General features: G+C 61.6%; 14 protein-coding genes. 13 read left to right on the plus strand and 1 reads right to left on the minus strand.

All coding sequences use genetic code 11. The annotated features are described in order from the left end of the window. Positions 1-102: 102 nt before the first annotated feature. From MHM84_RS12310 to MHM84_RS12375, 13 genes are all read left to right on the plus strand, one after another. The gene (locus MHM84_RS12310) at positions 103-2,199 is read left to right on the plus strand and encodes a TonB-dependent receptor (RefSeq protein WP_239266563.1); all 2,097 of its coding nucleotides are present in this window, start codon (positions 103-105) and stop codon (positions 2,197-2,199) included. Between the two features lie 191 nt (positions 2,200-2,390). Further along, positions 2,391-3,398, plus strand: coding sequence for a helix-turn-helix domain-containing protein (locus MHM84_RS12315; RefSeq protein WP_239266565.1), 1,008 nt, complete (start codon positions 2,391-2,393; stop codon positions 3,396-3,398). Between the two features lie 208 nt (positions 3,399-3,606). Beyond that, positions 3,607-5,703 carry a TonB-dependent siderophore receptor gene (locus MHM84_RS12320; protein WP_239266567.1) on the plus strand — a complete coding sequence of 699 codons (2,097 nt, stop codon included), beginning with the start codon at positions 3,607-3,609 and terminating at the stop codon, positions 5,701-5,703. Positions 5,704-6,005: 302 nt separating this feature from the next. Further along, positions 6,006-7,589, plus strand: coding sequence for an aspartate aminotransferase family protein (locus MHM84_RS12325; RefSeq protein ID WP_239266569.1), 1,584 nt, complete (start codon positions 6,006-6,008; stop codon positions 7,587-7,589). Between the two features lie 23 nt (positions 7,590-7,612). Continuing rightward, positions 7,613-8,938, plus strand: a complete 1,326-nt coding sequence (locus MHM84_RS12330; RefSeq protein ID WP_239266571.1) for a lysine N(6)-hydroxylase/L-ornithine N(5)-oxygenase family protein — start codon at positions 7,613-7,615, stop codon at positions 8,936-8,938. Next, positions 8,938-10,152, plus strand: coding sequence for an MFS transporter (locus MHM84_RS12335; RefSeq protein ID WP_239266573.1), 1,215 nt, complete (start codon positions 8,938-8,940; stop codon positions 10,150-10,152). Before MHM84_RS12330 ends, MHM84_RS12335 begins: the two co-directional genes overlap by 1 nt. Beyond that, positions 10,149-12,641, plus strand: coding sequence for a GNAT family N-acetyltransferase (locus tag MHM84_RS12345; protein ID WP_275445759.1), 2,493 nt, complete (start codon positions 10,149-10,151; stop codon positions 12,639-12,641). The genes MHM84_RS12335 and MHM84_RS12345 overlap by 4 nt, the downstream gene beginning before the upstream one ends. Positions 12,642-12,740: 99 nt before the next feature. After that, on the plus strand, positions 12,741-13,235 hold the full coding sequence (locus MHM84_RS12350; RefSeq protein ID WP_239266575.1) for an RNA polymerase sigma factor: 495 nt from the start codon (positions 12,741-12,743) through the stop codon (positions 13,233-13,235). 90 nt (positions 13,236-13,325) lie between these two features. Continuing rightward, a complete protein-coding gene (locus tag MHM84_RS12355; protein ID WP_239266577.1) occupies positions 13,326-14,093 on the plus strand; it encodes an ATP-binding cassette domain-containing protein in 768 nt (255 codons plus the stop codon). Positions 14,094-14,133: 40 nt separating this feature from the next. Beyond that, positions 14,134-15,066 carry an ABC transporter substrate-binding protein gene (locus tag MHM84_RS12360; protein ID WP_239266579.1) on the plus strand — a complete coding sequence of 311 codons (933 nt, stop codon included), beginning with the start codon at positions 14,134-14,136 and terminating at the stop codon, positions 15,064-15,066. Beyond that, positions 15,059-17,050, plus strand: a complete 1,992-nt coding sequence (fhuB, locus tag MHM84_RS12365; RefSeq protein ID WP_239266581.1) for a Fe(3+)-hydroxamate ABC transporter permease FhuB — start codon at positions 15,059-15,061, stop codon at positions 17,048-17,050. The genes MHM84_RS12360 and fhuB overlap by 8 nt, the downstream gene beginning before the upstream one ends. A gap of 260 nt (positions 17,051-17,310) precedes the next feature. Further along, on the plus strand, positions 17,311-20,832 hold the full coding sequence (locus MHM84_RS12370; protein ID WP_239266583.1) for a cellulose binding domain-containing protein: 3,522 nt from the start codon (positions 17,311-17,313) through the stop codon (positions 20,830-20,832). 284 nt (positions 20,833-21,116) lie between these two features. Beyond that, the gene (locus MHM84_RS12375; protein WP_239266585.1) at positions 21,117-21,677 is read left to right on the plus strand and encodes a PRC-barrel domain-containing protein; all 561 of its coding nucleotides are present in this window, start codon (positions 21,117-21,119) and stop codon (positions 21,675-21,677) included. Between the two features lie 60 nt (positions 21,678-21,737). Here the strand turns inward: MHM84_RS12375 and MHM84_RS12380 are convergent, their stop codons facing one another. Beyond that, the gene (locus MHM84_RS12380; RefSeq protein WP_239266587.1) at positions 21,738-23,849 is read right to left on the minus strand and encodes a TonB-dependent siderophore receptor; all 2,112 of its coding nucleotides are present in this window, start codon (positions 23,847-23,849) and stop codon (positions 21,738-21,740) included. Between the last annotated feature and the right edge of the window lie 16 nt (positions 23,850-23,865).

Below are 23,865 nucleotides of genomic sequence, written 5' to 3' on the forward strand. Positions count from 1 at the left end.
CAATGCTAATGAAAACAATTATTGTTTGACTTTTATTTGCACATTCTTACCCTTGCACGTCTGAGTTCGGGCAAAAACTTGCCAGCAGCAAGGGAACAGACAATGAAAAAGACGTTCACGTATGGCCTCCTGATGGCTGCCGGTTCGGCAGCCCTATCGGCGCATGCGCAGCAGGATCAGGACACCATGGTCGTGGTCGGCTCACGCACTCCCACCCAGATCAGCCAGATTCCCGGGGCGGTCTGGGTGGTGGACAAGGAAGCGCTGCATCAGCAGATCAGCACCGGCGCCGACCTCAAGTCCGCACTTGGCCGTCTGGTACCTGGGCTGGACTTCGCACCGCAAGGCCGTACCAATTACGGCCAGAACATGCGTGGCCGCAGCGTTCAGGTGCTGATCGATGGCATATCGATGAACAGCACCCGTGGCCTGTCACGTCAATTCGACTCGATCGATCCCTTCAATATTGAGCGTATCGAGGTACTTTCCGGCGCCAGCAGCTTGTATGGCGGTGGCGCTACTGGGGGGATCATCAATATCGTCACCAAGAAAGGTGAGACTGGAGGACCCAGTTGGGGCTCAGAAGTGGGAGTCACCAGCGGTTTTCAGGACAGCGACGATCTCGACTACCGCGTTGCGCAGTCGATCAGTGGCGGTAACGAGCGGGTAAAAGGCTATCTGGGGGTTGCCTATCAGGACAATGGCCGGTTCTACGATGCCGATGGCGATGAAATTTTCCCGGACATCTCCCAGACCGACCTGCAGGACAATCGCAGTATCGATGTGCTGGGCAATCTGGATTTCCAGTTGACCGAAACCCAGACGCTTGCTTTCACGGCACAGATCTATCGCTCCCGTTATGAGGGCGAGCGCGGGGTTTATTTCCCCAACTTGGATGCCGATCCCGCCAATCTTGAAGGTGCCGAGATACGCGACGGCTTCGAGGCAGACCGCGAACCGGAAACCGACCGCAAGCTGGTCAATTTGCAGTATCACCACGCCGACCTGCTCGGACAGGATTTTTATCTACAGGCGTACCACCGCGAAGAGGAAGCCAGTTTTCATCCGTTCCCTTATCCCGGCGCAGATGGCTATACCTTTAGGGCTTCCAAGCAGAACACTGACCTGAGCGGTATCAAGGCCCTGTTCGATGCCGAAGTGACCGACACAGTCGGACTGACGTACGGGGTGGATCTTGATCGCGAAAAGTTCGACGCCAGCCAGATGACCTTCGACAAGGCTGTTTCGGACGCCACGGGTGGCCTGGTGCAGGAAGAAGCCAGCGTCACGCCACGCTATCCCGGCTATCAGGTCGATGGTATTGCCGGCTTCGTCCAAGGCGAGTGGCAAGCCACCGACGCCATCCAACTTTCAGGTGGTATCCGGCATCAGACAATGGACGTCGAAGTGGATGGTTTTATGGGCATCCCTGGTGGCGAAAACGATTACGACGCTACGCTGTACAATATCCAGGCCCTATATGATTTCGGCAATGGCCACCAGAGCTGGGTACAGTACAGCGAAGGCTTCGAGCTACCCGACCCGGCGAAATATTATGGCCGTCCGGGTGTGAGCGTTTCCGCCAACCCATTGACTGCTATCGAGACCGATCAGGTCGAACTGGGCTGGCGTTATGGCGGAGGCAGTTGGTCGAGTCAGGTCGCTATCTACTACGCCTGGTCCGACGAGGCGCTTGAATACAACTCAAGCGACCTGAGCGTCGATGTCGTCGATGACAAGAAGCGCGACTATGGCTTGGAAGGTGCGCTCACTCGTTACTTCGACAATGGCCTCGAGGTCGGTGGCACCCTGCACCTGGTTCGTTCCGAACAGCAGGATGAAGATAGTGACTGGGAAAAACGCTCCGTCACGACATCGTCTACCTCCACAGCAACCGCTTACCTCGGCTGGACGGACTACACACGCTCTGCGCGTTTACAGGCCAACCATATCTTCGATCTCGAAGATGCTGATGGCCAGCGCATTGACGGTTACACGACGTTTGATCTGGTACTCGGCCAGCAGACCGGGTTCGGCAAGGTCAGTCTCGGCGTACAGAACCTGCTCGACAAGAGCTATTCCACCCTGTGGGGTCAACGCGCTTCCGCGCTCTATTCACCCACCTATGGTCCGGAGTACCTCTACGACTACCAAGGTCGTGGCCGCACCTACACCCTGAGCTGGTCGCACCAGTACTGATTCGTATCGCCATGCTCGCATGCATTACGCCCACCTCAGCGTGGGCGTTTTTATCGTGAGCGCAGGCACCCAGCGACATCTCACCGGCATACTGGCGTAAAGCGAACGATAAGGATTATTATTCATTTGACGCCAGCCGACGACAATACGAGAGCTGGTAACTCATCCCGACACCGACATGTGATGCGCTCATGAACCCGACGTCTCATTCGCCTTCACCGGAGGCAGCGCCCAGAGCTGCCCGTCGGCTCACGGTGGCGGACTTCACCACCTACGAACATCGCTACCACCTGACTCATCGCTTCCCTTCCTTGCCCAAGCGACATTGTCTACAGGGCGGATGCATGGTCGCCGAGGGCTATGTCGGCGAGTGCCAGCCTTGGCGGCACCTGCAGTTGGTCGGCTCGGACCTGAACGTCTACCAGACCTACGAGACTCACGCGCGCGAAGACGCGCCGGCGCACGTCTCGATCATCGTCATGCTGGAAGGCTGTGCCGAGCTGACGCTAAGCGACAAGAACTGCACCCTGACACCAGGGCGCGGTTTGCTGTTGGCCTATGGCTGCCCTCAGGTGCTCAGTGCCCGTCATATCGCCGGGCAGCGTGTGCGCGCGGTCAACCTGACGGTACTCGAGCAGGCGCTGGAACATGACCCTCGCCTGGCCAGCCTGGCGCCGCTATTGCAGGAACGAGGTGGGTTGTGGTCGCTTGCCGTCCCCAGCGGGCTTCGCCAATCGTTGACCGAATGGCTGTCTGCACAGACGCAAGGGACAGCCGCTCTGCTGCAAGCGGAAGGTCTTGCTCTGCAGCTACTATCCCAGGCGATATCCGCCTATGACGGCACGCTAACTTCGCGATCTTCTCATCCGGCCGAGACACCGCTTGCCTCGTCCCGCGACCATCGCTTGCTGGAGCGCGTACGTAATCACCTCGACAGCCACCCCGGCGATGCGCACAGCCTGCGTACCCTGGCCGAGATGAGCTGTATGAGCCCCAGCAGCCTGCGCGAGAAATTCCGTCAGAGGTATGGCCAGCCGATCTTCGATTATCTGCGGGAGCGGCGCCTTGCACTGGCGTATCAATTGTTGCGGGAAGGCGAAAGCGTGCAGCAGGTCGCCACCCAGACCGGTTATCGCCATGCCACGAACTTCGCCACGGCGTTTCGTCAGCGGTATGGCGTAGCGCCCAGCGACGTGTGAATAGCGCCCAGCGATCTTTAAATATGTCAGCGACAACTTTGAGTCGTTCAGGTCTAGGCCAGGCATCCCACCCAAACCAAAAGCAAACGCCTTGCCGGGCTGCGGTTCGTCACGCGGCATAGCTTTTTCGGCATCCAGCATACGCAACACTCGACGCAAACGTGAATAATTCTCAGTCATAACTATTCATCGAGCGCAAGGAGCCTTCATGCAGGACACGTCGTCAAACCGCCCCGTCCCGGTATGGTTGCTGGGACTTACCCTTTTGCCATTGACCGCCACGGCCCAGCAGACCGACGAGGCTGCCGCCACGCTGGATACGGTCACGGTGACCGGCCAGGCCGCCACCAAGACCGACACGCCATTCATCGAGACGCCTCAGGCGGTGTCGCTAATCAGCCGCGAGGATATCGAGGAGAAAGGCGCCCAGACGGTACAGCGAGCGGCCAACTACACCCCAGGCGTGTTCACCAATCAGATCGGCGCGTCGAACCGATACGATTACCTGGTCCTGCGAGGATTCGCCGACGGCAGTATCAATAACACTTTCCTGGATGGCCTCAAGCTGATGGGCGACAGTGGCTCATACAGCTCGATGGTCATCGACCCCTACTTCCTCGAGAGCATCGAAGTCGTCAAGGGACCGGCTTCGGTGCTCTACGGGCGCGCCTCTCCCGGTGGCCTGGTCGCCATGCAGAGCAAGCGACCCGAGTTCGAGACCGGGCGGGAAATTCGCTTGGGTGTCGGTACCAACGATCAGCGCAGCGCCGCCTTCGACCTCACCGGTCCCCTGGATGACGAGAGCCGTGTCGCCTATCGCCTGATCGGGCTGGGGCAAGCCGCCGATACGCAGTTCGGTCCGGTCGAGGAAGAACGCTACGCCATCGCACCTTCCCTGACCTGGGACATTTCCAACGATACCAGCCTGACCCTGCAGGCTTACCTGCAGAAGGATCCCGAGGGCGGCTACCACTCCGGCCTGCCCTACGAAGGTACGGTGGAAAGCCACAACGGCATCGAGATCGACAATGAATTCTTCGAAGGCGAAGAGGATTACGAGAAGTTCGAGCGCACCCAGCGCCAGTTCGGCTATGAATTCGAGCATCGCTTCAATGACGACCTGGCTTTCCGTCAGCGGGCACGCTATCTGAATTCCGACGTGGAGATGCAGCAGGTTTATGCCTATGGCTGGGCTTCGGACACCGAGCTGGTCCGCTACTACTCGGGCGGCAATGAAGACCTGCAGGCCTGGACGCTGGACAACCAGCTCGAGGCTCGCCTGGCAACCGGCGCGGTCGAACATACACTGCTGTTCGGCGCCGACTATCAGCAGCGCGACAACGATGTTACCTGGGATTCAGGTTCGGCCGACAATCTGGACGTGACGAACCCGCAATATGGCAGCGACGTGCTGGTCACCTATACCGACGTCCAGACACGGGAGCTCAGCCAGACCGGGGTCTACCTGCAGGATCAGATGACCCTGGATAACTGGCATCTCGTCCTGGGTCTTCGCAACGACTGGGTCGATATCGAGAACACCAACCATACGCTCGGCACACGCAGCGAATTCGACGACACCCAGGTCAGCGGCCGTGCCGGGTTGCTTTATCACTTCGGCAATGGGGTCGCGCCGTATCTCAGCTACTCGACGTCATTTTCGCCCAACGCCACGACTGACGAGGATGGGGATCTGCTGGAGCCGACCAAAGGCAAGCAGATCGAGGCCGGTCTCAAGTACCAGCCGGTCGGCACCCAGGACCGCTACAGCATTGCGCTGTTTCATATCACTCAGGAAAACGTCTCGACCAAGGATCCCAACGAAAGCTATTACAGCGCGGTGGGCGAAATCGAGTCCCAGGGCGTCGAGCTGGAGTCCCACACCCAGTTGACCGACAACCTGAGCCTGCAGGCCAGCTACACCTACACCGACGTCACCTATGCCGAGACCGAAGACGACACCGAGGGCAATACCGCCAACCAGGTGCCGCGCCACCAGGCCAGCGCTTGGGTCAACTATGGCTTCGACCGTGGCAGCCTGGCCGGCCTGGAAACCGCTCTGGGTGTGCGTCACTACGCCGATATCTGGGTCGACGAGGCCAACACCGAGGAACTGCCGGACTACACGCTGATCGATGCCATGCTTGGCTACGACCTCAGCCACGTAGGCCTGGAAGGCGTCAGCGCCCGGGTCAATGTGCATAACCTGCTGGACAAGGAATACGTCGCGTCCTGCTACGACATCAATTACTGCTACGTCGGCGAAGAGCGCAACGTGATGGCAACAGTCAGCTACAACTTCTGATCCGCTGCCTGTTGCTACGGCCAGGACCTGACGGTACCTGGCCGTTGTTGTTTCTGCCCCCTCCGTTTCGTTCGCCGCGCTTCACGTCGCGATCAAGCCTCTCTCATTCTCAGTTACTGCTTAGCCAACACTTCGCTTACAAAAAAATTCCTTTTTCGGGTTCAGGAATTCGGGTCGGGTTCGTCTTCTTCAGCGATACAAGGAAAACAATAACCATTCGCAACAAAGGGAAATACGCGATGCCGGCCACGCTCCATCGCCACAAGGCACGCGACACGAATCGAACTAGGAAAGGTGATGTCATGAGCCATGTTGCTGCACCCCAGACGGCCATACCCATCCGCTTCACCGACCTGACCCAGTCGGGCCTCAAGGACGACCAGTTGTTCAATGCCCACAACGCCGATGCCTATCTCCAGGGCATGCTGCGCTGTGTCGATCTCGTCAAACGCAAGGTGGCTTCGATCGATCGGCCTTTCACGGGTATCCTGCCCGAGGAGATGAAGGCGCGCTTCGCCTCGGTGGACCTGGACCGGCATCTGGGCGATCTCGATGCGGTACTAGGCGAGGTGGAACACCTGTACCTCGACGACGCCGTGTACTTTCACCATCCGCGTTATGTCGCCCATCTGAATTGCCCGGTCACCCTGCCAGCGATCCTTGCCGAAGCGATTACCGCCCCGATCAACACCGCGGTGGAAACCTGGGACCAGAGCGCCGGTGGCACCTTCATCGAGCAGCACCTGATCGATTGGACGGCCCAGCGTATCGGGCTGGGGCCACGTGCCGACGGCGTCTTTACCAGTGGCGGTACGCAGTCCAACCTTATGGCACTGCTGATCGCCCGCGACCGCTATTGCGCCGGCATCGAGGGCCATCTCGGCAACCAGACGCATGGCCTGCCGGCAGAGGCCGGACGCCTGCGCATCCTGGCCTCGCGGGCCAGCCACTTCAGCCTGCAGAAGGCTGCCGCCCTGCTTGGCCTGGGCCATAATGCCGTGGTTGCCGTGGCCTGCGATGCGGATTACCGCATGGACACTCGGGCGCTCGAACGGGAAATCGAGCGCTGCCGACGCGACGGCCTGATTCCTGTCGCCGTGGTAGCCACCGCCGGCACCACGGACTTCGGCAGCATCGACCCGCTGAATGATATTGCAGCGCTATGCCGCCGCCATGAGCTGTGGATGCATGTCGATGCGGCCTACGGCGGAGGACTGCTGGTATCGACACGCCGTCGCCATTGGCTTGCCGGCATCGAATGCGCCGACTCGGTGAGCGTCGACTACCACAAGAGCTTCTTCCAGCCGGTGAGTTGCAGCGCCTTCCTGGTCCGGGATCGCCGCATGCTGGGTCATGTCACCTATCACGCCGACTACCTCAACCCCGCCAGCCAGGCCAGCGAAGGCACGCCCGACCTAGTCAACAAGAGCCTGCAGACCACGCGGCGCTTCGATGCCCTGAAACTGTGGATGACGCTGCGCCTGGTGGGCGCCGACCAGCTCGGTGAGTTGTTCGATCATGTCATCGCCCTGGCCCATGACGCCTACCGCGCCCTGCAGGACGACAGCGAGCTGGAGATTGCCGTCGCCCCGCAGCTCAGCACGCTAGTGTTCCGCTACCGTCCCGAAACGCCCGTGTCCGACGATGTGCTCGACGCCGCCAACGCCTATATCCGCCAGGCGCTGTCGCGTTCCGGCGAGGCCGTGATTGCAGCGACCCGCCTCGACGGCCGCCAGTTCCTCAAGTTCACCCTGCTCAATCCGGAAACCAGCGTGGCCGACCTGCAGGTCATCGCCGAGCGCATCAAGCATCACGGCGCCGACTACCTGACCCGGCACGCCCTGACATCCCCGGCACACGCTCGCACCACGCGCGCCCTGTCCTGACGGTTCTTCAAGGAAGATACGCCATGCACGACAAGACCTACGACTTCATCGCCATCGGCCTGGGCCCTTTCAATCTGGGCCTGGCATGCCTGACCGAGCCCCTGGATGACCTCGACGGGCTCTTCCTCGAGCGCAGCGCCGGTTTCGACTGGCACCCCGGCATGCTCCTGGAGGATGCCACCCTGCAGACCCCGTTCCTGGCCGACCTGGTCACGCTGGCCGACCCCACCAGCCGCTTCAGCTTCCTCAATTATCTCAAGACGCAGGGCAAGATCTACTCGTTCTATATCCGCGAGGACTTCTTCCTGCTGCGCAACGAATACAACCAGTACTGCCAGTGGGCGGTCGGCCAGTTGTCGTCGCTCCGCTTTCAGCAGGACGTGCAGCGCATCGACTACGACGCGCAGCAGGACCATTACGTGGTGCGCTGCGTGGACACCCGACGTGGTGAACCGGTCGATTATCGAGCCCGCAAGCTGGTCCTGGGTACCGGCACCAGCCCCTGGCTGCCCGAGAGCTGCCGTCCCCATGCCGAGCGGGTCGTGCACAGCGGCCAGTATCTGGACAACAAGGCGGAGCTACAGGCCAAGGAGACCATCACGCTGATCGGCAGCGGCCAGAGTGCGGCGGAGATCTACAAGGACCTGCTTCAAGACATCGACCGCTATGGCTATACCCTCAACTGGATCACCCGCTCGTCGCGCTTCTTCCCGCTGGAGTACGGCAAGCTGACGCTGGAGATGACCTCCCCGGAATACATCGACTACTTCCATGCCTTGCCCGAGGCCACCCGCGACGCACTGATGCGCTCGCAGAAGGGCTTGTACAAGGGCATCAACCTGGACCTGATCAACGCCATCTACGATCTGCTGTACACCAAGCGGCTCGGCGGTGAACTCGACACCCATCTGCTCACCAATGCCCAGCTCGAAGGTTGTCGCTTCGATACCGCCAGCGATGAGTTCGAACTGACCTTGCTGCATACCGAGCAGGCGCAGTACTACCGGCATCGCACCCAGGCGCTGGTGCTGGCCACCGGTTACCGCTACGAGGAGCCGGCCTTCCTGGCACCGATCGCCTCACAGATCCGCCGCGACACGCATGGCCGCTTCGCGGTCGACCGTCACTACAGCATCGACCGCTCGCACTCCCGGATCTTCGTTCAGAATGCCGAGCTGCATACCCACGGACTGGCGGCGCCGGATCTGGGCATGGCCTGCTACCGCAACGCCTGCATCATCCGTGAGCTCAGCGGTATCGAGCATTACCCCATCGAACGGCGCATCGCGTTCCAGGCCTTCGGTGCCCCCGACGAGGCCGTGTTCCGACCGCAACGGATGACCGCCTGATGCTCAAGAGGCTGTTGATCGCCATGACCGCCGTAGCCGTGGTCAGCGACTCGATGTTGTTGCCGTTCTACCCGCAGTTCTTCGCCGGGCGCTTCGGCATCGACAGTCCCGTGCATGTCGGGCTCTACCTGGCGACGGCCTGTCTGACGGTAATGCTCGCACTGCCCGCCTGGGCGCGCCTGGCCAAGCGTATCGATCCGCTGGTACTGCTCATCTATACCCAGGTGGCTGCCGGCGTGCTGTGCGTGACCTGCTACACGCTGAGGGATGTGCTGACGTTCTGGGCGGTGTCGATGGCCATGCTGGTGTTCAAGGCCAGCTACCTGCTCATCTACCCCTATGTCATGCGTCTGGAACACCGCGACAGCCACGCCGGCACCATCGGCGTGCTGTCGGTCGTGGTGCACTTCGGCGGCATCCTCGGTGCCTTGCTGGGCGGGGTGGCCCTCGATCACGGCGAGGCACGCGACATCTTCCTGGTCATGGCCGTCAGCGACGTGATCCAGGTCGTGGTGTGCCTGTTCCTGGTCATGCGGGGCGTCCACCGCCCGACAGCCGACACCGCAGTCGAGCCGCCAACTTCCACGACACGCGCCAGCGGTCACGGCATCATTCGCCTGGGCCTGGTGATGCTGGTGTTCTACTTCAGCGCCTTCCTGATCCGGCCGTTCTTCGTGCTGCACTGGGAAGCGGTATCTGGGCTGGTCAATGCCAGCATGTCGGCACTGGTCTTTGCCATTCCCGGCGCGGTCGCTCTGCTGGCGCTGGTGTGGAACGCCCACGCCCGACGTCAAGGCGGGCGCCCCGGGGAGCGCCTGGCGACCCTGCTGATCATGGGGACCGCCGGCCTGTTGCTCCAGGCCAGTCCGCTGGCCCCGGTGCTCCTCGTCGGGCGCGTCCTGTTCGGCTGGGCGCTGTTCCAGGTCACCGTACGCCTCGAGGTGCTGATCTTCGAGACCGGAACGCCGGACAGCTACGCAAGCGACTACAGCAAGGCACACATTTTCCAGAACCTGGGGGTGCTCGGCGCCTCGTTCGCCACCGGTTCGACGGTCAGCACCTTCGGGCTGGCCAGCCCCTTCCTCATGGCCGCGCTGGGTTTCGTAGCGACGGCCCTGCTCTTTCCCCTGTTGCTGCAGCCCGTGCTGAAACCGCGCCAGGCGGATATATCCGGCTCGGCTGCTCCCTACCGTGCGAGAGGTCTTTCGCAATGACGACGACGCCATTTCTCAGTTCCCTGTACGACCCGCAGCTCAGCTTCACCCACGATGTGCCGGGGCTCGGACGCTTCCACCTGCGTGCCGTTCGCCTGCCCGACGACATCGCCCTGATCCATGACTGGGTCAGCCGCGAGTACGCCCACTTCTGGGGCATGAACGGCGACAGCGCCGCCCAGGTGCAGGCGTTCTATCAGGCCATGCATGACAGTCCCCATAGCCAGGCTTTCCTCGGCGCCTTCGAGGATCGGCCGGCATTTCTGGTCGAGTGCTATCAGCCCGAGCATGACCCCATCGGCGCGCATTACCCGGTCCAGCCGGGCGATCGCGGCATGCATTTCCTCGTCGCTCCCGTCGAGACACGTATTCACCGCTTCAGCTGGGGCGTGCTGAGCACGGTCATGCATCTAATGTTCAGCGCAGCCGATACCCGGCGCGTGGTGGTCGAGCCCGACGTGAACAACGCCAGGATCCATCCGCTCAACCGCCGGGCGGGTTTCGCTTACGACCGCCAGGTCGCGCTGCCGGAAAAGACCGCCCATCTGGCCTTCTGTACCCGCGCCCAGTTCCAGGCCGCCGAGCGGCGCGAGCTTGACGAACTCACTCAGCAAGAGACGACCGACATGCCAACCCGTCCGACCACCGCCCAGGCAACCACCGATCACCTTCAGCCGGCCCTGTGGGCCCAGGCCAATCGGCTGCTGATCCGCAAGGCCATCGCCGAGTTCGCTCATGAGCTGCTGCTGGAGCCCACCTGCCTGGTGCGCGACGGCGACTGGGGTCACTACGAGCTGCGCGTACCCGGCCAGGACACCCGCTACCGGTTTCGCGCCCGGGTGATGCAACTCGACCACTGGTGGGTCGAGGCTGGCTCGATCGAAAAGTTCGTCGGCGACCGCTCCACCGAGCTGGATGCCCAGCACTTCATCATCGAATTCCGCGATGTGCTGGGCATCGACGACGAGACCCTGCCGGTCTATCTGGAAGAGGTCAGCAGCACCCTGTTCGGCAGCGCCTACAAGCTGGCCAGCCAGCGGCTCGATGCCAGCGCTCTGGCGCTTGCCGATTTCCAGACCATCGAAACCGCCATGACCGAAGGGCACCCGGCCTTTGTGGCCAACAATGGCCGCATTGGCTTCGATGGCGTCGACTATCACGCCTATGCTCCCGAGGCCGGTGCCGAGATCCATCTGGTGTGGCTGGCCGTGCATCGCGAGCACGCCCGTTTCACCTGTTCGGCATCGCTTTCCTACACGACGCTGCTCGACGAGGAGCTCGGCAATGCCACGGTGAGCGATTTCGAGCGTCGACTCGTCGACCTTGGCCTGGACCCGCGGAACTACCTGTTCATGCCGATCCATCCCTGGCAGTGGCACAACAAGCTGGCCATCACCTTCGCCGGCGAGATAGCCAACCAGCGCATCGTCTGCCTGGGCAGCGGCGAGGATGGCTATCGCGCCCAGCAGTCGATCCGTACCCTGTTCAACGCCCACCACCCCGAGCGCCGCTACGTCAAGACGGCACTCTCGATCCTCAACATGGGCTTCATGCGCGGCCTGTCGCCCTACTACATGCAGGGCACACCGGCGATCAACGACTGGCTCAAGCGCCTGGTCGACGATGACCCGTTCCTGGCGGCCAATGGCTTCACCCTGCTGCGCGAGGTTGCGGCCATCGGTTATCGCAATGCCTACTTCGAGTCGGCCATCGAGCGCGACAGCCCCTACAAGAAAATGCTTGCCTGTCTGTGGCGGGAAAGCCCGATCGGCCTGCTCGAGCCCGGTCAACGGCTGATGACCATGGCCGCCCTGCTGCACCGTGACCGGGACGGCCACGCCCTGCTACCGGCACTGATCGAGGCTTCGGGGCTCGACACCCGCACCTGGCTGAAGCGCTATCTGGAGGCGTATCTCACACCGCTGCTGCACTGTTTTTTCGCCCATGACCTGGTCTTCATGCCTCACGGCGAGAACCTGATCCTGCAACTCGATGGGCACGTGCCGGTCCGGGCGATCATGAAGGACATCGCCGAAGAGAGCGCCATCATGAATCTCGACGCCGAACTGCCGGACACGGTGCGGCGACTGGCCGTCGAGGTGCCCGACCACCTCAAGGTGCTGTCGATCTTCACCGACACTTTCGACTGTATCTTCCGCTACCTGGCGCACATCCTGGTCGAGCATGGCGGCAGTGACGGCTCGTTCGAGGAACGCGACTTCTGGCAGTGCGTCGCCGAATGCATCATCGACTACCAGCGCCGGTATCCGCAGTATCGCGACAAGTTCGCCCGCTACGACCTGTTCGCCCCGGCATTCGCCCGCTCCTGCCTCAACCGCCTGCAGCTCGGCAACAACCGGCAGATGATCGACCTGGCCGATCCGTCGAAGAACCTCAAGTTCGCCGGCACGTTGAGCAATCCCATCGCCGCGTTTCGGCCTGCCGCCATGCCGTCGGGCTCGGCCACGGCCCATGTCACGACGGCCTGAAACTCACCAAGGGATTGGCTACCCGCCTGCGGGCGGGTAGTCGTTTCGGCCAAGGCACGGAACGTGCCCCTGGCCTTCACTGTTCAGACGTGATCCGCCATGACCTCAACGCTCGATCAGTTGTTTCAGGAACATTCCAGGGAACTCGCCGGTTACCTGGTGCGCAAGCTGGACGCCCCCGATCTCGCCGCCGACCTGTGCCAGGAAGTCTACTTGCGCCTGCGTCGCTCGGCGCTTCCCGACCCATTGCGCAACCCTCGCGCCTACCTGTTCCGGATCGCACGCAACCTGCTCATCGATCACCAGCGCCAGCGCGGGGCGCAACCGGAAACCATGCCGCTCGACGACCCGACCCTGGCGCTGGAGAGCACGGCCACCTGCCCCGAGACGGCAGTCAGCCAGGCGCAGCATCTGGCCCAGGTGCGTGCTCGCCTGGCCAGACTCCCCACCCACGTACGCCAAGCCCTGCTGTGGCATCGCCTCGAGGGCCTGCCCCAGCGCGAAATCGCCCAGCGGCTCGGTGTGTCCGAACGTATGGCGGGACGCTACATCACCCAGGCCATCGAAGCCTGCGCTCGCGAGGCAAGCCGGTGAGCGCTTGTGGCGCAGCGTGTAATTTTGATAACTGTTCTTATTTGAATTACGATTGCGACGTAAGAGTCTTTCCCTTGTGGGGTTCACCGCATGTTCGACGTCGACGCTGCCAGCTTCGAAGTGGGCGGCAAGTGCCTGCTGCAGCCTACCAGCCTGACCTTCGCCGAAGGTCAGGTCTATGGCCTGATCGGTCACAACGGCTCGGGCAAGTCGACGCTGCTCAAGTTGCTTGCCCAGCAGCAGCCGGCGAGCAGTGGCGAGATTCGGCTCGATGGGCGCGCCCTGTCGGCCTGGGGCAACCGTGAGTTCGCCCGCCAGGTCGCCTACCTGCCGCAGCATCTGCCCAGCGCCGACAACCTGACCGGTCGCGAGCTGGTGGCGTTCGGCCGCTACCCCTGGCATGGTCTGCTGGGTCGCATGACCCGCGAGGATCGCACCCAGATCGAACGGGCCATCGCCCTGACGCACACCGAGGCCTTCGCCGACCGCCTGGTCGACACCCTGTCGGGCGGCGAGCGCCAGCGTGTATGGCTGGCCATGCTACTCGCCCAGGGCAGCCGCTACCTGCTGCTCGACGAACCGCTGGCAGCGCTGGACATCGCCCATCAGGTCGAGGTGCTGGCGCTGGTGCGCAAGCTGTGCCGCGAGTTGGGCCTGAGCGTGATCATCGTGCTGCATGACGTCAACATGGCGGCCCGCTACTGCGACCAGTTGATCGCCCTGCACAGCGGTCGCCTGCTGGCCCAGGGATCGCCGGGCGAGATGATGTGCGACTCCACGCTGGAAGCGATCTATGGCATTCCCATGCGCGTGATGCCGCACCCGGGTGGCGAGCATCCCATCGCTATCCTGCATTGATTCGTTCGCTTCGCTGACCTGCCATGCTCTCGGAGATCGCGTGACCGTCGAGATTTCTCAGCCCGTTCATTCACGGTCGGTCCTGGCCGCTCTCGTCATCACGCCGCTGCTAGTGCTGCTCCTGGTCAGCGTGACGCTGCCTAGCCGGGCGGACGAAGCACCCGACGTCGCCACGCTCGACTGGACCCTGGCCGAAACCCTGCTGGCCCTGGGGGTCGTGCCGGAGGGCGTCGCACAAATCGATGCCTATCGAGACTGGGTACGCGAGCCGGACATTCCCGACGCTGTCCCCGATCTCGGCCTGCGCACCCAGCCCAACCTGGAGCTGCTGGCCAGTCTTGGGCTCGACCGCATATTGATCTCGCCGATGTTCGCCAATCTCGAACCGCGCCTGTCGCGTATCGCGCCGGTCACCACCATCGGCATCTACGGGCCGGACAGCGATCCCTGGCAGAGCATGCTCGAGGCAACCCGCCAAGTGGCGGATGTAGTGGATCGTCCACAAGCCGCCGAACGCCTGATCGAGTCCACCGCAGCCTATCTGGACGAGACGCGCGAACGCCTGCCCGAGAACGTGCCGCCGCTGCTGCTGGTGCAGTTCATGGACGCCCGTCATGTACGGGTGTTTGGCGAGAGCGGCCTCTACCAGGCGGTACTCGACCACCTGGGCCTCGACAATGCCTGGCCCGGCCCGACCAATTATTGGGGCTTCTCGCTGGTGGGCCTGGAAGAGCTCGCCGAACTCGATGCCCAACTCATCGTCATCGAGCCACTGCCTGTCGGGGTCGACGACGAGCTGGCCTCCAGCGGACTGTGGCGCAACCTGCGCGCCGTGCGTGATCGCCCGGTCATTTACCTGCCGCCGGTGTGGAGTTTCGGCGCTTTGCCCTCGGCCAAGCGCTTCGCCGATCTTCTGGCCACGGCCTTGCAGGAAATGCCTGCGCCAAGTGACGGGGACAAGACGGATGTTTGACACCTCGTGCCTGATGACACCGGCCCGAACCTGCCTGCTGCTGGCGCTGCTCACGGTCGGGCTGGGCTGGCTGGCCCTGGCGGATCAGACTCAGCTGTCATTGCCGACCGCGCTGCAGGCGCTGTTCTCACCGGCGCGTGACGACATCGCCCAGATCGTTGCGCACTATAGCTGGTGGCCGCGCCTGACGATCGCGCTGCTGGCCGGTGGCGGCCTGGCCCTGGCCGGCGTGCTGATGCAACAGGTATTGCGCAATCCGTTGGCGGCGCCGACCACGCTGGGCGTGGCCAGCGGCGCCAACCTGGGGCTGCTGGTCGCCACGCTACTGGCACCCGGCCTGCTCGAACTGGGCCGAGAGTGGGTCGCTCTGATCGGTGGCGGGCTGGCCATGGGCCTGGTGTTCCTGCTCGCCTGGCGGCGTGGACTGTCGCCCGTAGTGGTGGTGCTGGCGGGGCTGGTGGTCAATCTCTATTTCGGCGCCCTGGGGATGGTACTGCTGCTATTCAATCAGGAAGCGCTCAAGGGCCTGCTGATCTGGGGTGCCGGTTCGTTATCGCAAAATAGTTGGGACGGCGTGGCATTCCTGTGGCCACGCCTGCTCGTTGGCGTGCTGCTGGCCTTCGCCATGCTCAAGCCGCTGAGCGTGCTGGAGCTCGACGATGCCAATGCACGCAGCCTGGGCGTGTCGCTCAAGTATCTGCGCCTGGCCAGCCTGGGCCTGGCGGTGTTTTTGACCGCCTGTGTGGTCAGCGTGGTCGGCGTGATCGGCTTCATCGGCCTGGCGGCGCCGGCCATCGTGCGCCTGCTGGGGGCACGCCGCCTGGGCCCGCGCCTGCTGTGGTCGGGTCTGCTCGGCGCCCTGCTATTGGCCGCCACCGACCTGCTGTTGCAACGCTTTTCCGGGGCCCTGCCGACGCTGATCCCGACCGGCGCGACCACTGCCGCGCTCGGCGCTCCGCTGCTGCTGTGGCTGATTCCCCGCCTCAAGCTCGGCAGCGATCGCCCCCGCACCGGCGTCTCCCTGCCAATGGCTGCTCGCCCCGCCATGTCCTGGCTGCCTGTTTTGCTTGGCGTAGCGCTGCTGATCGCCACGGCACTTGCTTTACTCTCCGGCCAGAGCGCCGAGGGTTGGCAATGGCTGCCCCGGTTCGGCGACACCTCGATGCTCGAGTGGAGACTGCCGCGCATGCTGGCCGCCGCCGGTGCCGGCGTGCTGCTGGCCCTGGCCGGCACGCTGGTCCAGCGTGTTACCGGCAACCCCATGGCCAGCCCCGAAGTGCTCGGCATCAGCGGCGGTACGGCCATCGCGCTGATCCTGGCCATCTTCCTGATTCCCGCCGCCAGCCAGTGGACCTTGATCGGCATCGGCACGCTGGGCGCATTAACGACCTTGGGCGTGCTGATCGGGCTCAACTACCGCAGCGGCTTCCTCCCCGAGCGACTGCTGCTCACCGGGGTGGCCATCACCGCCTTGTTCGATGCCGTACGCAGCTTCATCCTGGCGGGCGGCGATCCCCGCGGTCAGCAGGTCATCGCCTGGATGTCCGGCTCGACCTACTACGTCGACCTGACCACGGCAGTTATCGTCGTCGCCCTGGCTGCCCTGCTTGGCCTGGCCACGGCGCCCTTCTCGCGCTGGCTGGATCTGCTGCCCCTGGGCGCACCGACGGCCAGGTCGCTGGGCGTGGATATCCTGCGCTCACGCCTGGTCCTGCTCGGCCTGGTGGCGCTGTTCACCGCCTGCGCCACGCTGGTGGTCGGCCCGCTGTCGTTCGTCGGCCTGCTGGCGCCGCACATGGCTCGCCTGCTGGGTTTCTCCCGCGCCCGCAATCACCTGCTGGGCTCCGCCCTGCTCGGCGCCCTGCTGATGGTAGTCGCTGACTGGCTCGGGCGTCAGCTGCTGTTCCCCGACGAGATTCCCGCCGGGCTGGTCGCCTCGCTGCTGGGCGGCGCCTACTTCATGTGGGGCCTGCGACGGCTATAAAAAGCGCCGCATCTTTTCAAACTGGCGAAGTAGCGGCAAAAAGTAGCGGTTATCTTAGCCAGCTTTGCCTGTTCTCATCGCGATAATGCGCGCCATGTCCTGCTTGCCAGAGCAAGTCAGGGACGACATCCGGGCGAATGATTGCCCACCACGCGCGCCCCATCCCCGTTGCATTTTGCGTGTGTCTCTCCTGCAGCCGACATCGTTTCGCGGTCCGCCTTTTCGCTGGCCGCTCTCCTGAGCTTAAACACAGGTGCACGATGCGTCCCTCGATTCAATACAACCTGACCAGCCAATGGAATGGCGGCTATGTGATGGAAGTCTTCATCACCAACGAAGGGACTCAGGCTATCCAGGATTACCAGGTCGGCTTCGATCTGCCAGGCACCATCACCGACATCTGGGATGGCGTCATCGCCGACCATACGGCGACCCGTTACGCCATTTCAGACGATGACGGCAAGAACGACATCGCCCCCGGCGAGACCGTGCGCTTCAAGTTCAAGGTGCTGAGCGACAGCGGCGAGCTGCCGTCCGGCTTCACCGTGAACGATGCGCCTGCCGCCGTGAACGATATCGAGCCGACGCTGCAGGACACGCTAACGGGTATCCTCGACGATATCGTGGAAACGATCACCGATACCGTAGACACGATCATCGACACAGTAGAAACGGTGATAGAAGAGGTATTGCCCACCATCGGCGAGGCCATCACCGTCCAGGTGGGGCCGGACATTACCGCGCCCGAGCTCGAAGCGTTGATCGCCATGGCACCGGCCGGCGCCACCATTCAGCTCGCCGCCGGCGATTACCGCTTCGACGACTCGATTCACATCACCCGTTCCGACATCAGCGTAGTCGGGGCCGGTTCCGACCAGACCCGCATCACCTTCACCGACGAGGCGCTCGAGAACGACGACTCGCATGCCATCTACGTCGAAGGCACCGATACCCAGTTCGCCGGCACGCTGCGCAACGATGTCGCCGAGGGCGGCAATATACTGGCTCTGAGCAGCAATCATGGTCTCGAGGTCGGAGACACGATTCGCCTCTGGCAGGACAATACGCAGGAATACTTCGAGGAGATCGGCGACACCTCCTGGCAGAAGGACAATGCGCCGCTACGCACCAGCATGGCCCAGGTCGTTGCCGTGGATGGCGATACGGTGACTCTCGACCGAGGCGTGCATTTCGATTTCGACGGCGGGGAAACCAAGGTCGAGCACATGGACGCCCTGGAGAACGTGACCCTGCAGGGCTTCACCGTCCAGTATGAGCTGGGTACGCCCAACAATGCCGCGTTCAAGAACACGCTGTCCGATCTGACCGACTACCAGGCCGTGAAATTCGACGGCACGGTGGACAGCAGCGTCGTGGATGTTCAGGTCCTCAATGGGCCTTCCACCGCCTTCGAGTTCGCCTTGAGTCTCGGCTTGACGGTAGACGGAGCCCAGGCCCACGGTTCCTTCAACAAGGGCTCCGGCGGCAACGGCTACGCCTACGAACTGCGCGAAAGCTATGACGGCACCTTCGTCAACCTCGAAGACTCCGGCATGCGTCACGGCGTCATCTTCGCTTCCTGGCGTTCCTCGGTCGACAATGACATTCATGTGCTTTCTACCGATCGCGACATCAACTTCCATGGTGGTCAAGACCATGGCAACACCGTCCATGTCGAGCAGTCGATTCGCGATGCCGACGCTGACGGCATGTCACCGACGCTTTGGTACAACAACGGCGGGGAAAGCTTCGGGGCCATCACCGAGGCCGGCGCCAACCTGGTGACCTTCGATTACGTCATCGGCTCCAAGCGTGACGATGTGATTCAGGGGACCGACAACGGCGTCTATCTGGACGGCGGGCTGGGTCACGACACGCTGTATGGCGGTGCTGGAGACGATATCCTGAATGGCGGCGGGAGCTGGGGCAAGAACCTCCTCGACGGAGGAGCCGGCTTCGATACCGCCCTGTTCGAACAGAACCTCGACGCCTACAAGATTCGCTTCAATGACGATGGCAGCGTGCTCGTCGACGGCAGTAGCGACGATACGCTGATCGATATCGAACAGGCGATCTTCGCCGACGGCAAGGTACTGGATCTCGTTACCGGTGAAGTCAGCCAGGGCGACAAGCCGACGATTCCGACAGCCGACGACATCCTTTCCAACGACCCGCAGACTGCACCTGTCGAGAGCCAGCCTGGCGAGCCGGTTGCTTCCGATGATGTCTCGGACGCTCCCGTTCTCGCCGATACCCCGGTCGAGGCCGCCCCTGGAGCGGCACAGCCGGCACCTGAGCAAGCGCTGAGCGCCAGCGTGGCATTCGAATTGCTGGGCAGTTCCGACACCAGCTATTCATTGGCGCTGGAAATCACCAACACCTCGGCGCATGCCCTCACCGAGCAGGTCATCAGCCTCGCACTGCCGGGCATCGAGGTCGAAAAGTGGTACGGTGCCGAGCTGGTCGCCCGTGATGGCGATACCTACACCATCGTCGATAACGATCCGGTGACGCTGGAGCCCGGCCAGACCATGCGCCTGGGCTTCAAGGCTTCGGCAGCGGAACCGGTTCTGCCGGCGTCGTTGAGCGTGAACGGCAGCGACATTCCGCTGGATACGGCGGCGCAGAGCGAAGAACCGGTCGTCGAGCCCGAGGCCGATAAAGCGCCCGTCGCCGAATACACCGCAGACGTCGCCTTCGACGTCCTGGGTCGCTCCGAAACCGGCTACTCACTGGCTCTGGAAATCACCAATACCTCGGATCGCGTCCTCGACGAACAGGTCATCAGCCTCGAGCTGCCGGGCGTCGAGATCGAAAAGTGGTACGGTGCCGAGTTGGTCTCCCGTGATGGCGATACCTACACGATCGTCGACAATAACCCCGTGTCGTTGGAGCCCGGCCAGACCATGCGTCTGGGTTTCAAGGCCTCGGCTTCCGAAACGGTGTTGCCGGCCTCCCTGCACCTGAATGGTAGCGAGATCGCGCTGGACACGGCAGCCATGATGGCCGGAGAGGACGCTGACCTAGGCTTGCTCGAGGACTTTGCCCAGGCACCGGATGTCGCCGACATGCTCACGGTCACCAGCAACATCACCAGTTCCTGGTCGACGGGCTATGTTACCGAAGTCTTCGTCGAGAACACCTCGGACGTCGCGGTCAGCAACCCAACCATCGAATTTGCGCTGCCAGGCACCATCGACACGCTATGGAACGGCGAGTACCAGAACACCGAAGACGGCTATTCCATTACCGACGACAATAGCGGCGCAGTGCTCGAACCCGGCGATGTCTGGCGCTTTTCCTACAAGGTTTACGACCGGGAGCAAGTGCTGCCGCAGGCCGTGACCGTACACGGCGATGTCGACATGGACTCCCACAACGCGGTCATCGAAGGCACTGATACGGCGGACAACTTGAGCGGCACCACCAGCAGCGACACGCTTTACGGCGGATTGGACGGCGACACACTGTCGGGCGGTGCGGGGGCGGACACGTTCGCTTATCTATCCACGTTCGAGTCCAACCCGCTGGCTGCAGACACGATTATCGACTTCGCACCTCAGGAGGGCGATCTGATCGACCTGTCGGGAATCGATGCCGATCTTCTGACAGAAGGCAATCAAGCCTTTAGCTGGCTGGGAGAGAATGGCTTTTCCGGTCAGGGAGGCGAGATCCGCTTCGCAGAGGGAGCGTTGCGCGCCGACGTCAACGGCGACGGCGTGGCCGATATGCAAATCGTTGTCGTAGGTACCGCCCCGCAGGTCGACGACCTCGTGCTGTAATAAGCGAACCTCACTCATCACTCACCGGGTTCCCCCGACATTGGACTCGCCTCCATTGTCGGGGGTATTCGTGAGTCGATGTCCCCATTACTGCCACTCTGACAACGACTTAGCGATAATCACTGGGCCTTGGGAACTTGCAATACAAGCCATTTGTCTTATGTTGAGAGTAGTCAATGCTCATGAAGCGACTGGCAATTGACTGCCGAATGGACAGGACCGAGCGCCTTTAAAGGGCACAGTCCGGCACGAATTCAAAAGGACCTTGGAAAAGGAGCGACAACATGACCCTACGCAAGCCGCTCAATCTCGCAGTCACGACCGCGCTGATCGCCGGTGGCCTTACCCTTGGTGGCACCGCAATGGCCCAGCCACAGGGATTGTATTCCGCCGATGAATTGATGGATGCCGAGGTCTATTCCAACGAAAACGCCAACGAAAGCATCGGTGAAGTCGAGGACGTTCTGCTCGATGAATCCATGCAACTGCATAGCCTGGTCATAGAGACCGGCGGCGTGTTCGACTTCGGTGAGAAGCAGTATGTGATCGATACCGGCAATTTCTCCGTCGAGACCAGCAACGGCGATAATCTCGAGAGCATACAGTATCGTGTACTCGTCGATATGACCGAAGAACAGATCAGCCAGCAGCCCGAGTACACCAATGATTGGTGGAATCAGACCAAGCAGACCACACGCCAAGCTTGGGAAAACACCAAGGAAACCGCTAACAGCGCTTGGGAAAATACCAAGGCATTTACCTCCGACCTGCTGGATGATGCCAGCAATGCACTGGACGACGCCGGCGACGAAGCCGACCAGGCGATCCGGAACGATCAACAGTAAAAGCGTTATTGCAAAGAAAAACCCCGGCATGCGCCGGGGTTCCTGACTGGACTGGAGTATTTACCAACGGTAGCGAAGACTGCCAACGACGCTACGAGACTCACCATAGTAACAGTAGTAGTCACAGCCACTAATGTATTCTTCGTCAGTCAAGTTGTTAGCGTTGATTTGTGCCATCCAGTTCGTTCCGAATTCATAACTCACCATCGCATCGTACAGGGTATAAGACGGAACCGTACGATCGACACCCGTTCCAGGGCTATTAGCGGTCTCGCCTACATAGCGCACGCCACCGCCCAAGGTTACTCCACTCAAGGCCCCCTCATCGAAGCCATAATCCAGCCAAGCCGATGCCATATGGTAGGGAATGAATGGCGCTCGCTCATCCTGCTGGCTTTCGCTTACGTCGATACGTGTATCCGTATAAGTGTACGAGGCTGTCAACTGAAGGTTGTCAGTCAGGTAGCCGACACCCTCTATTTCGAACCCTGTCGATTCACGTTCGCCGATTTGACGTTGCGGTCCAGCATCGGTGGTGATCAGTGAATTGGTTTCTTTCAGTTTGAAGGCTGCTGCCGTGACATAACCATCGAACCAGCTCGGCGCATACTTGACGCCAACTTCGATCTGCTCACCCTCGAGAGGCTCATAAGCGTTGCCGCTGGCATCTGAGCTGGCCAAGGGAGTAAAGGATTCACTGTAACTGACGTAAGGCGACAGGCCATTGTCGGCCAGATACATGACCCCAGCTGTCAGGGATAATTGCTCATCATCGTATCCCGTGCTGGACGACGATGTCTCGTCGCTGCTTTCTACCGAATCGTGGCGGGCACCCACCAGGAATATCCAGTTTCCGTTCAAACGCAGCTGATTCTGTGCATAGAAGCCCAACTGCTCCTTGTCGACATCATGCTCGGTAAGGGCGCTTTCACTAACCGGAGTGTAATTGCCGTAGACTGGGTCGAAGATATCGATCGTACCGAAGCTGAAACTATCACCGTCGTCGTAATCCAGATTCAAGTCCTGATAATCGAGGCCCACCAGAAAGGTATTTTCGTAACTATCACCGTAGGTGCGAGCGACGAACTGGTTGTCGACGGTATAGGCATCGTACTCACCGTCACGATAAACGATTCCACGCGCTACGACTCGGGAGTCATTGGAGGGGAATGCATATGCACTACGTAAATCCATGTCCAGATGACTGTAGCGGAAGTTTTGATGAAACTCCCAAGTATCATTGATCTGATGTTCTAGTGCATAACCCAGGGAGAACTGTTCCTGGTCGATCCTGTCGTAGTCCGGTTCTCCCAGGTTCGTGGACGGATCGACCTTACCGAAAGGCGTGCCCTCGATCGTTCCATAGGCGGGGAAGAAAGCCGTGGTGGGCACACCATCGTCCTTCTGAATACTGGCCAGGAAGGTCACGGTGGTATCGTCGGAAAAGTCTACCGAGAGACTCGGAGCGAAGTAATAGCGATCCTTGTAGGTACCGTCGAGTTCACCGTCCTGCTCACGGTACATGCCGACGACCCGGTATCGCATATCCTCCTTGTCGGTCACCGGCCCCGAGACATCGAGCCCAACCTGACGATGCTCGTCACTGCCGACCTCGACTTCGAATAGCCCTTGCTCTTCTTCGGTCGGCCGTTTGCTGATGGCATTGATTACCCCGCCGGGAGGCGCCTCTCCGTAAAGGATCGATGCAGGCCCCTTGAGCAGTTCCACTCGCTCCAGACCGAACGGCTCCATCATCCACCAGAAGTATCCCCCCGTTCTGAACAGCCGCAGTCCATCTTGATAGGTCGAGGCTTCGGCGCTGAAGCCACGCAGGAAGAGCCAATCGGCATTGTTGTCCGACCCGTAGGGCTGCGACACGACACCCGAACGGTACTGGAAGGCTTCGTCCAGCTTGGACACGTCACGCTTCTGCATCTGCTCATTCGTCACCAACGAGGTGGCGCGCGGCGTCTCCAGAGCGGGTGTATCGACCTTCAGCGCCGTTCCCAACACCACCATGGTGTCCGCCTCACTGGCTGACACCGCATCTTCCTGCGCCAACGCAGCCAGCGGCATCGTTATCAGGGCGCCGGAAAGAGACAGGCCCAGGCAACGGCGAATGGCTTGGGCTAGGCGCTGGTCGGGTCGTGGAGCGAAAGTGGGATTTGGCATGGAAAGCCTCGGGCAT

It is taken from the genome of Halomonas sp. McH1-25 (assembly GCF_022348165.1).
Lineage (GTDB): Bacteria > Pseudomonadota > Gammaproteobacteria > Pseudomonadales > Halomonadaceae > Modicisalibacter.

What these genes read in the sequence shown, in the direction of transcription:
- MHM84_RS12315 (WP_239266565.1), top strand. Translation starts at nt 2,391, where the DNA reads ATGAACCCGACGTCTCATTCGCCTTCACCGGAGGCAGCGCCCAGAGCT.
- MHM84_RS12325 (WP_239266569.1), top strand. Translation starts at nt 6,006, where the DNA reads ATGAGCCATGTTGCTGCACCCCAGACGGCCATACCCATCCGCTTCACC.
- MHM84_RS12310 (WP_239266563.1), top strand. Translation starts at nt 103, where the DNA reads ATGAAAAAGACGTTCACGTATGGCCTCCTGATGGCTGCCGGTTCGGCA.
- MHM84_RS12320 (WP_239266567.1), top strand. Translation starts at nt 3,607, where the DNA reads ATGCAGGACACGTCGTCAAACCGCCCCGTCCCGGTATGGTTGCTGGGA.
- fhuB (WP_239266581.1), top strand. Translation starts at nt 15,059, where the DNA reads ATGTTTGACACCTCGTGCCTGATGACACCGGCCCGAACCTGCCTGCTG.
- MHM84_RS12330 (WP_239266571.1), top strand. Translation starts at nt 7,613, where the DNA reads ATGCACGACAAGACCTACGACTTCATCGCCATCGGCCTGGGCCCTTTC.
- MHM84_RS12335 (WP_239266573.1), top strand. Translation starts at nt 8,938, where the DNA reads ATGCTCAAGAGGCTGTTGATCGCCATGACCGCCGTAGCCGTGGTCAGC.
- MHM84_RS12380 (WP_239266587.1), bottom strand. Translation starts at nt 23,849, where the DNA reads ATGCCAAATCCCACTTTCGCTCCACGACCCGACCAGCGCCTAGCCCAA.
- MHM84_RS12370 (WP_239266583.1), top strand. Translation starts at nt 17,311, where the DNA reads ATGCGTCCCTCGATTCAATACAACCTGACCAGCCAATGGAATGGCGGC.
- MHM84_RS12375 (WP_239266585.1), top strand. Translation starts at nt 21,117, where the DNA reads ATGACCCTACGCAAGCCGCTCAATCTCGCAGTCACGACCGCGCTGATC.
- MHM84_RS12355 (WP_239266577.1), top strand. Translation starts at nt 13,326, where the DNA reads ATGTTCGACGTCGACGCTGCCAGCTTCGAAGTGGGCGGCAAGTGCCTG.
- MHM84_RS12350 (WP_239266575.1), top strand. Translation starts at nt 12,741, where the DNA reads ATGACCTCAACGCTCGATCAGTTGTTTCAGGAACATTCCAGGGAACTC.
- MHM84_RS12345 (WP_275445759.1), top strand. Translation starts at nt 10,149, where the DNA reads ATGACGACGACGCCATTTCTCAGTTCCCTGTACGACCCGCAGCTCAGC.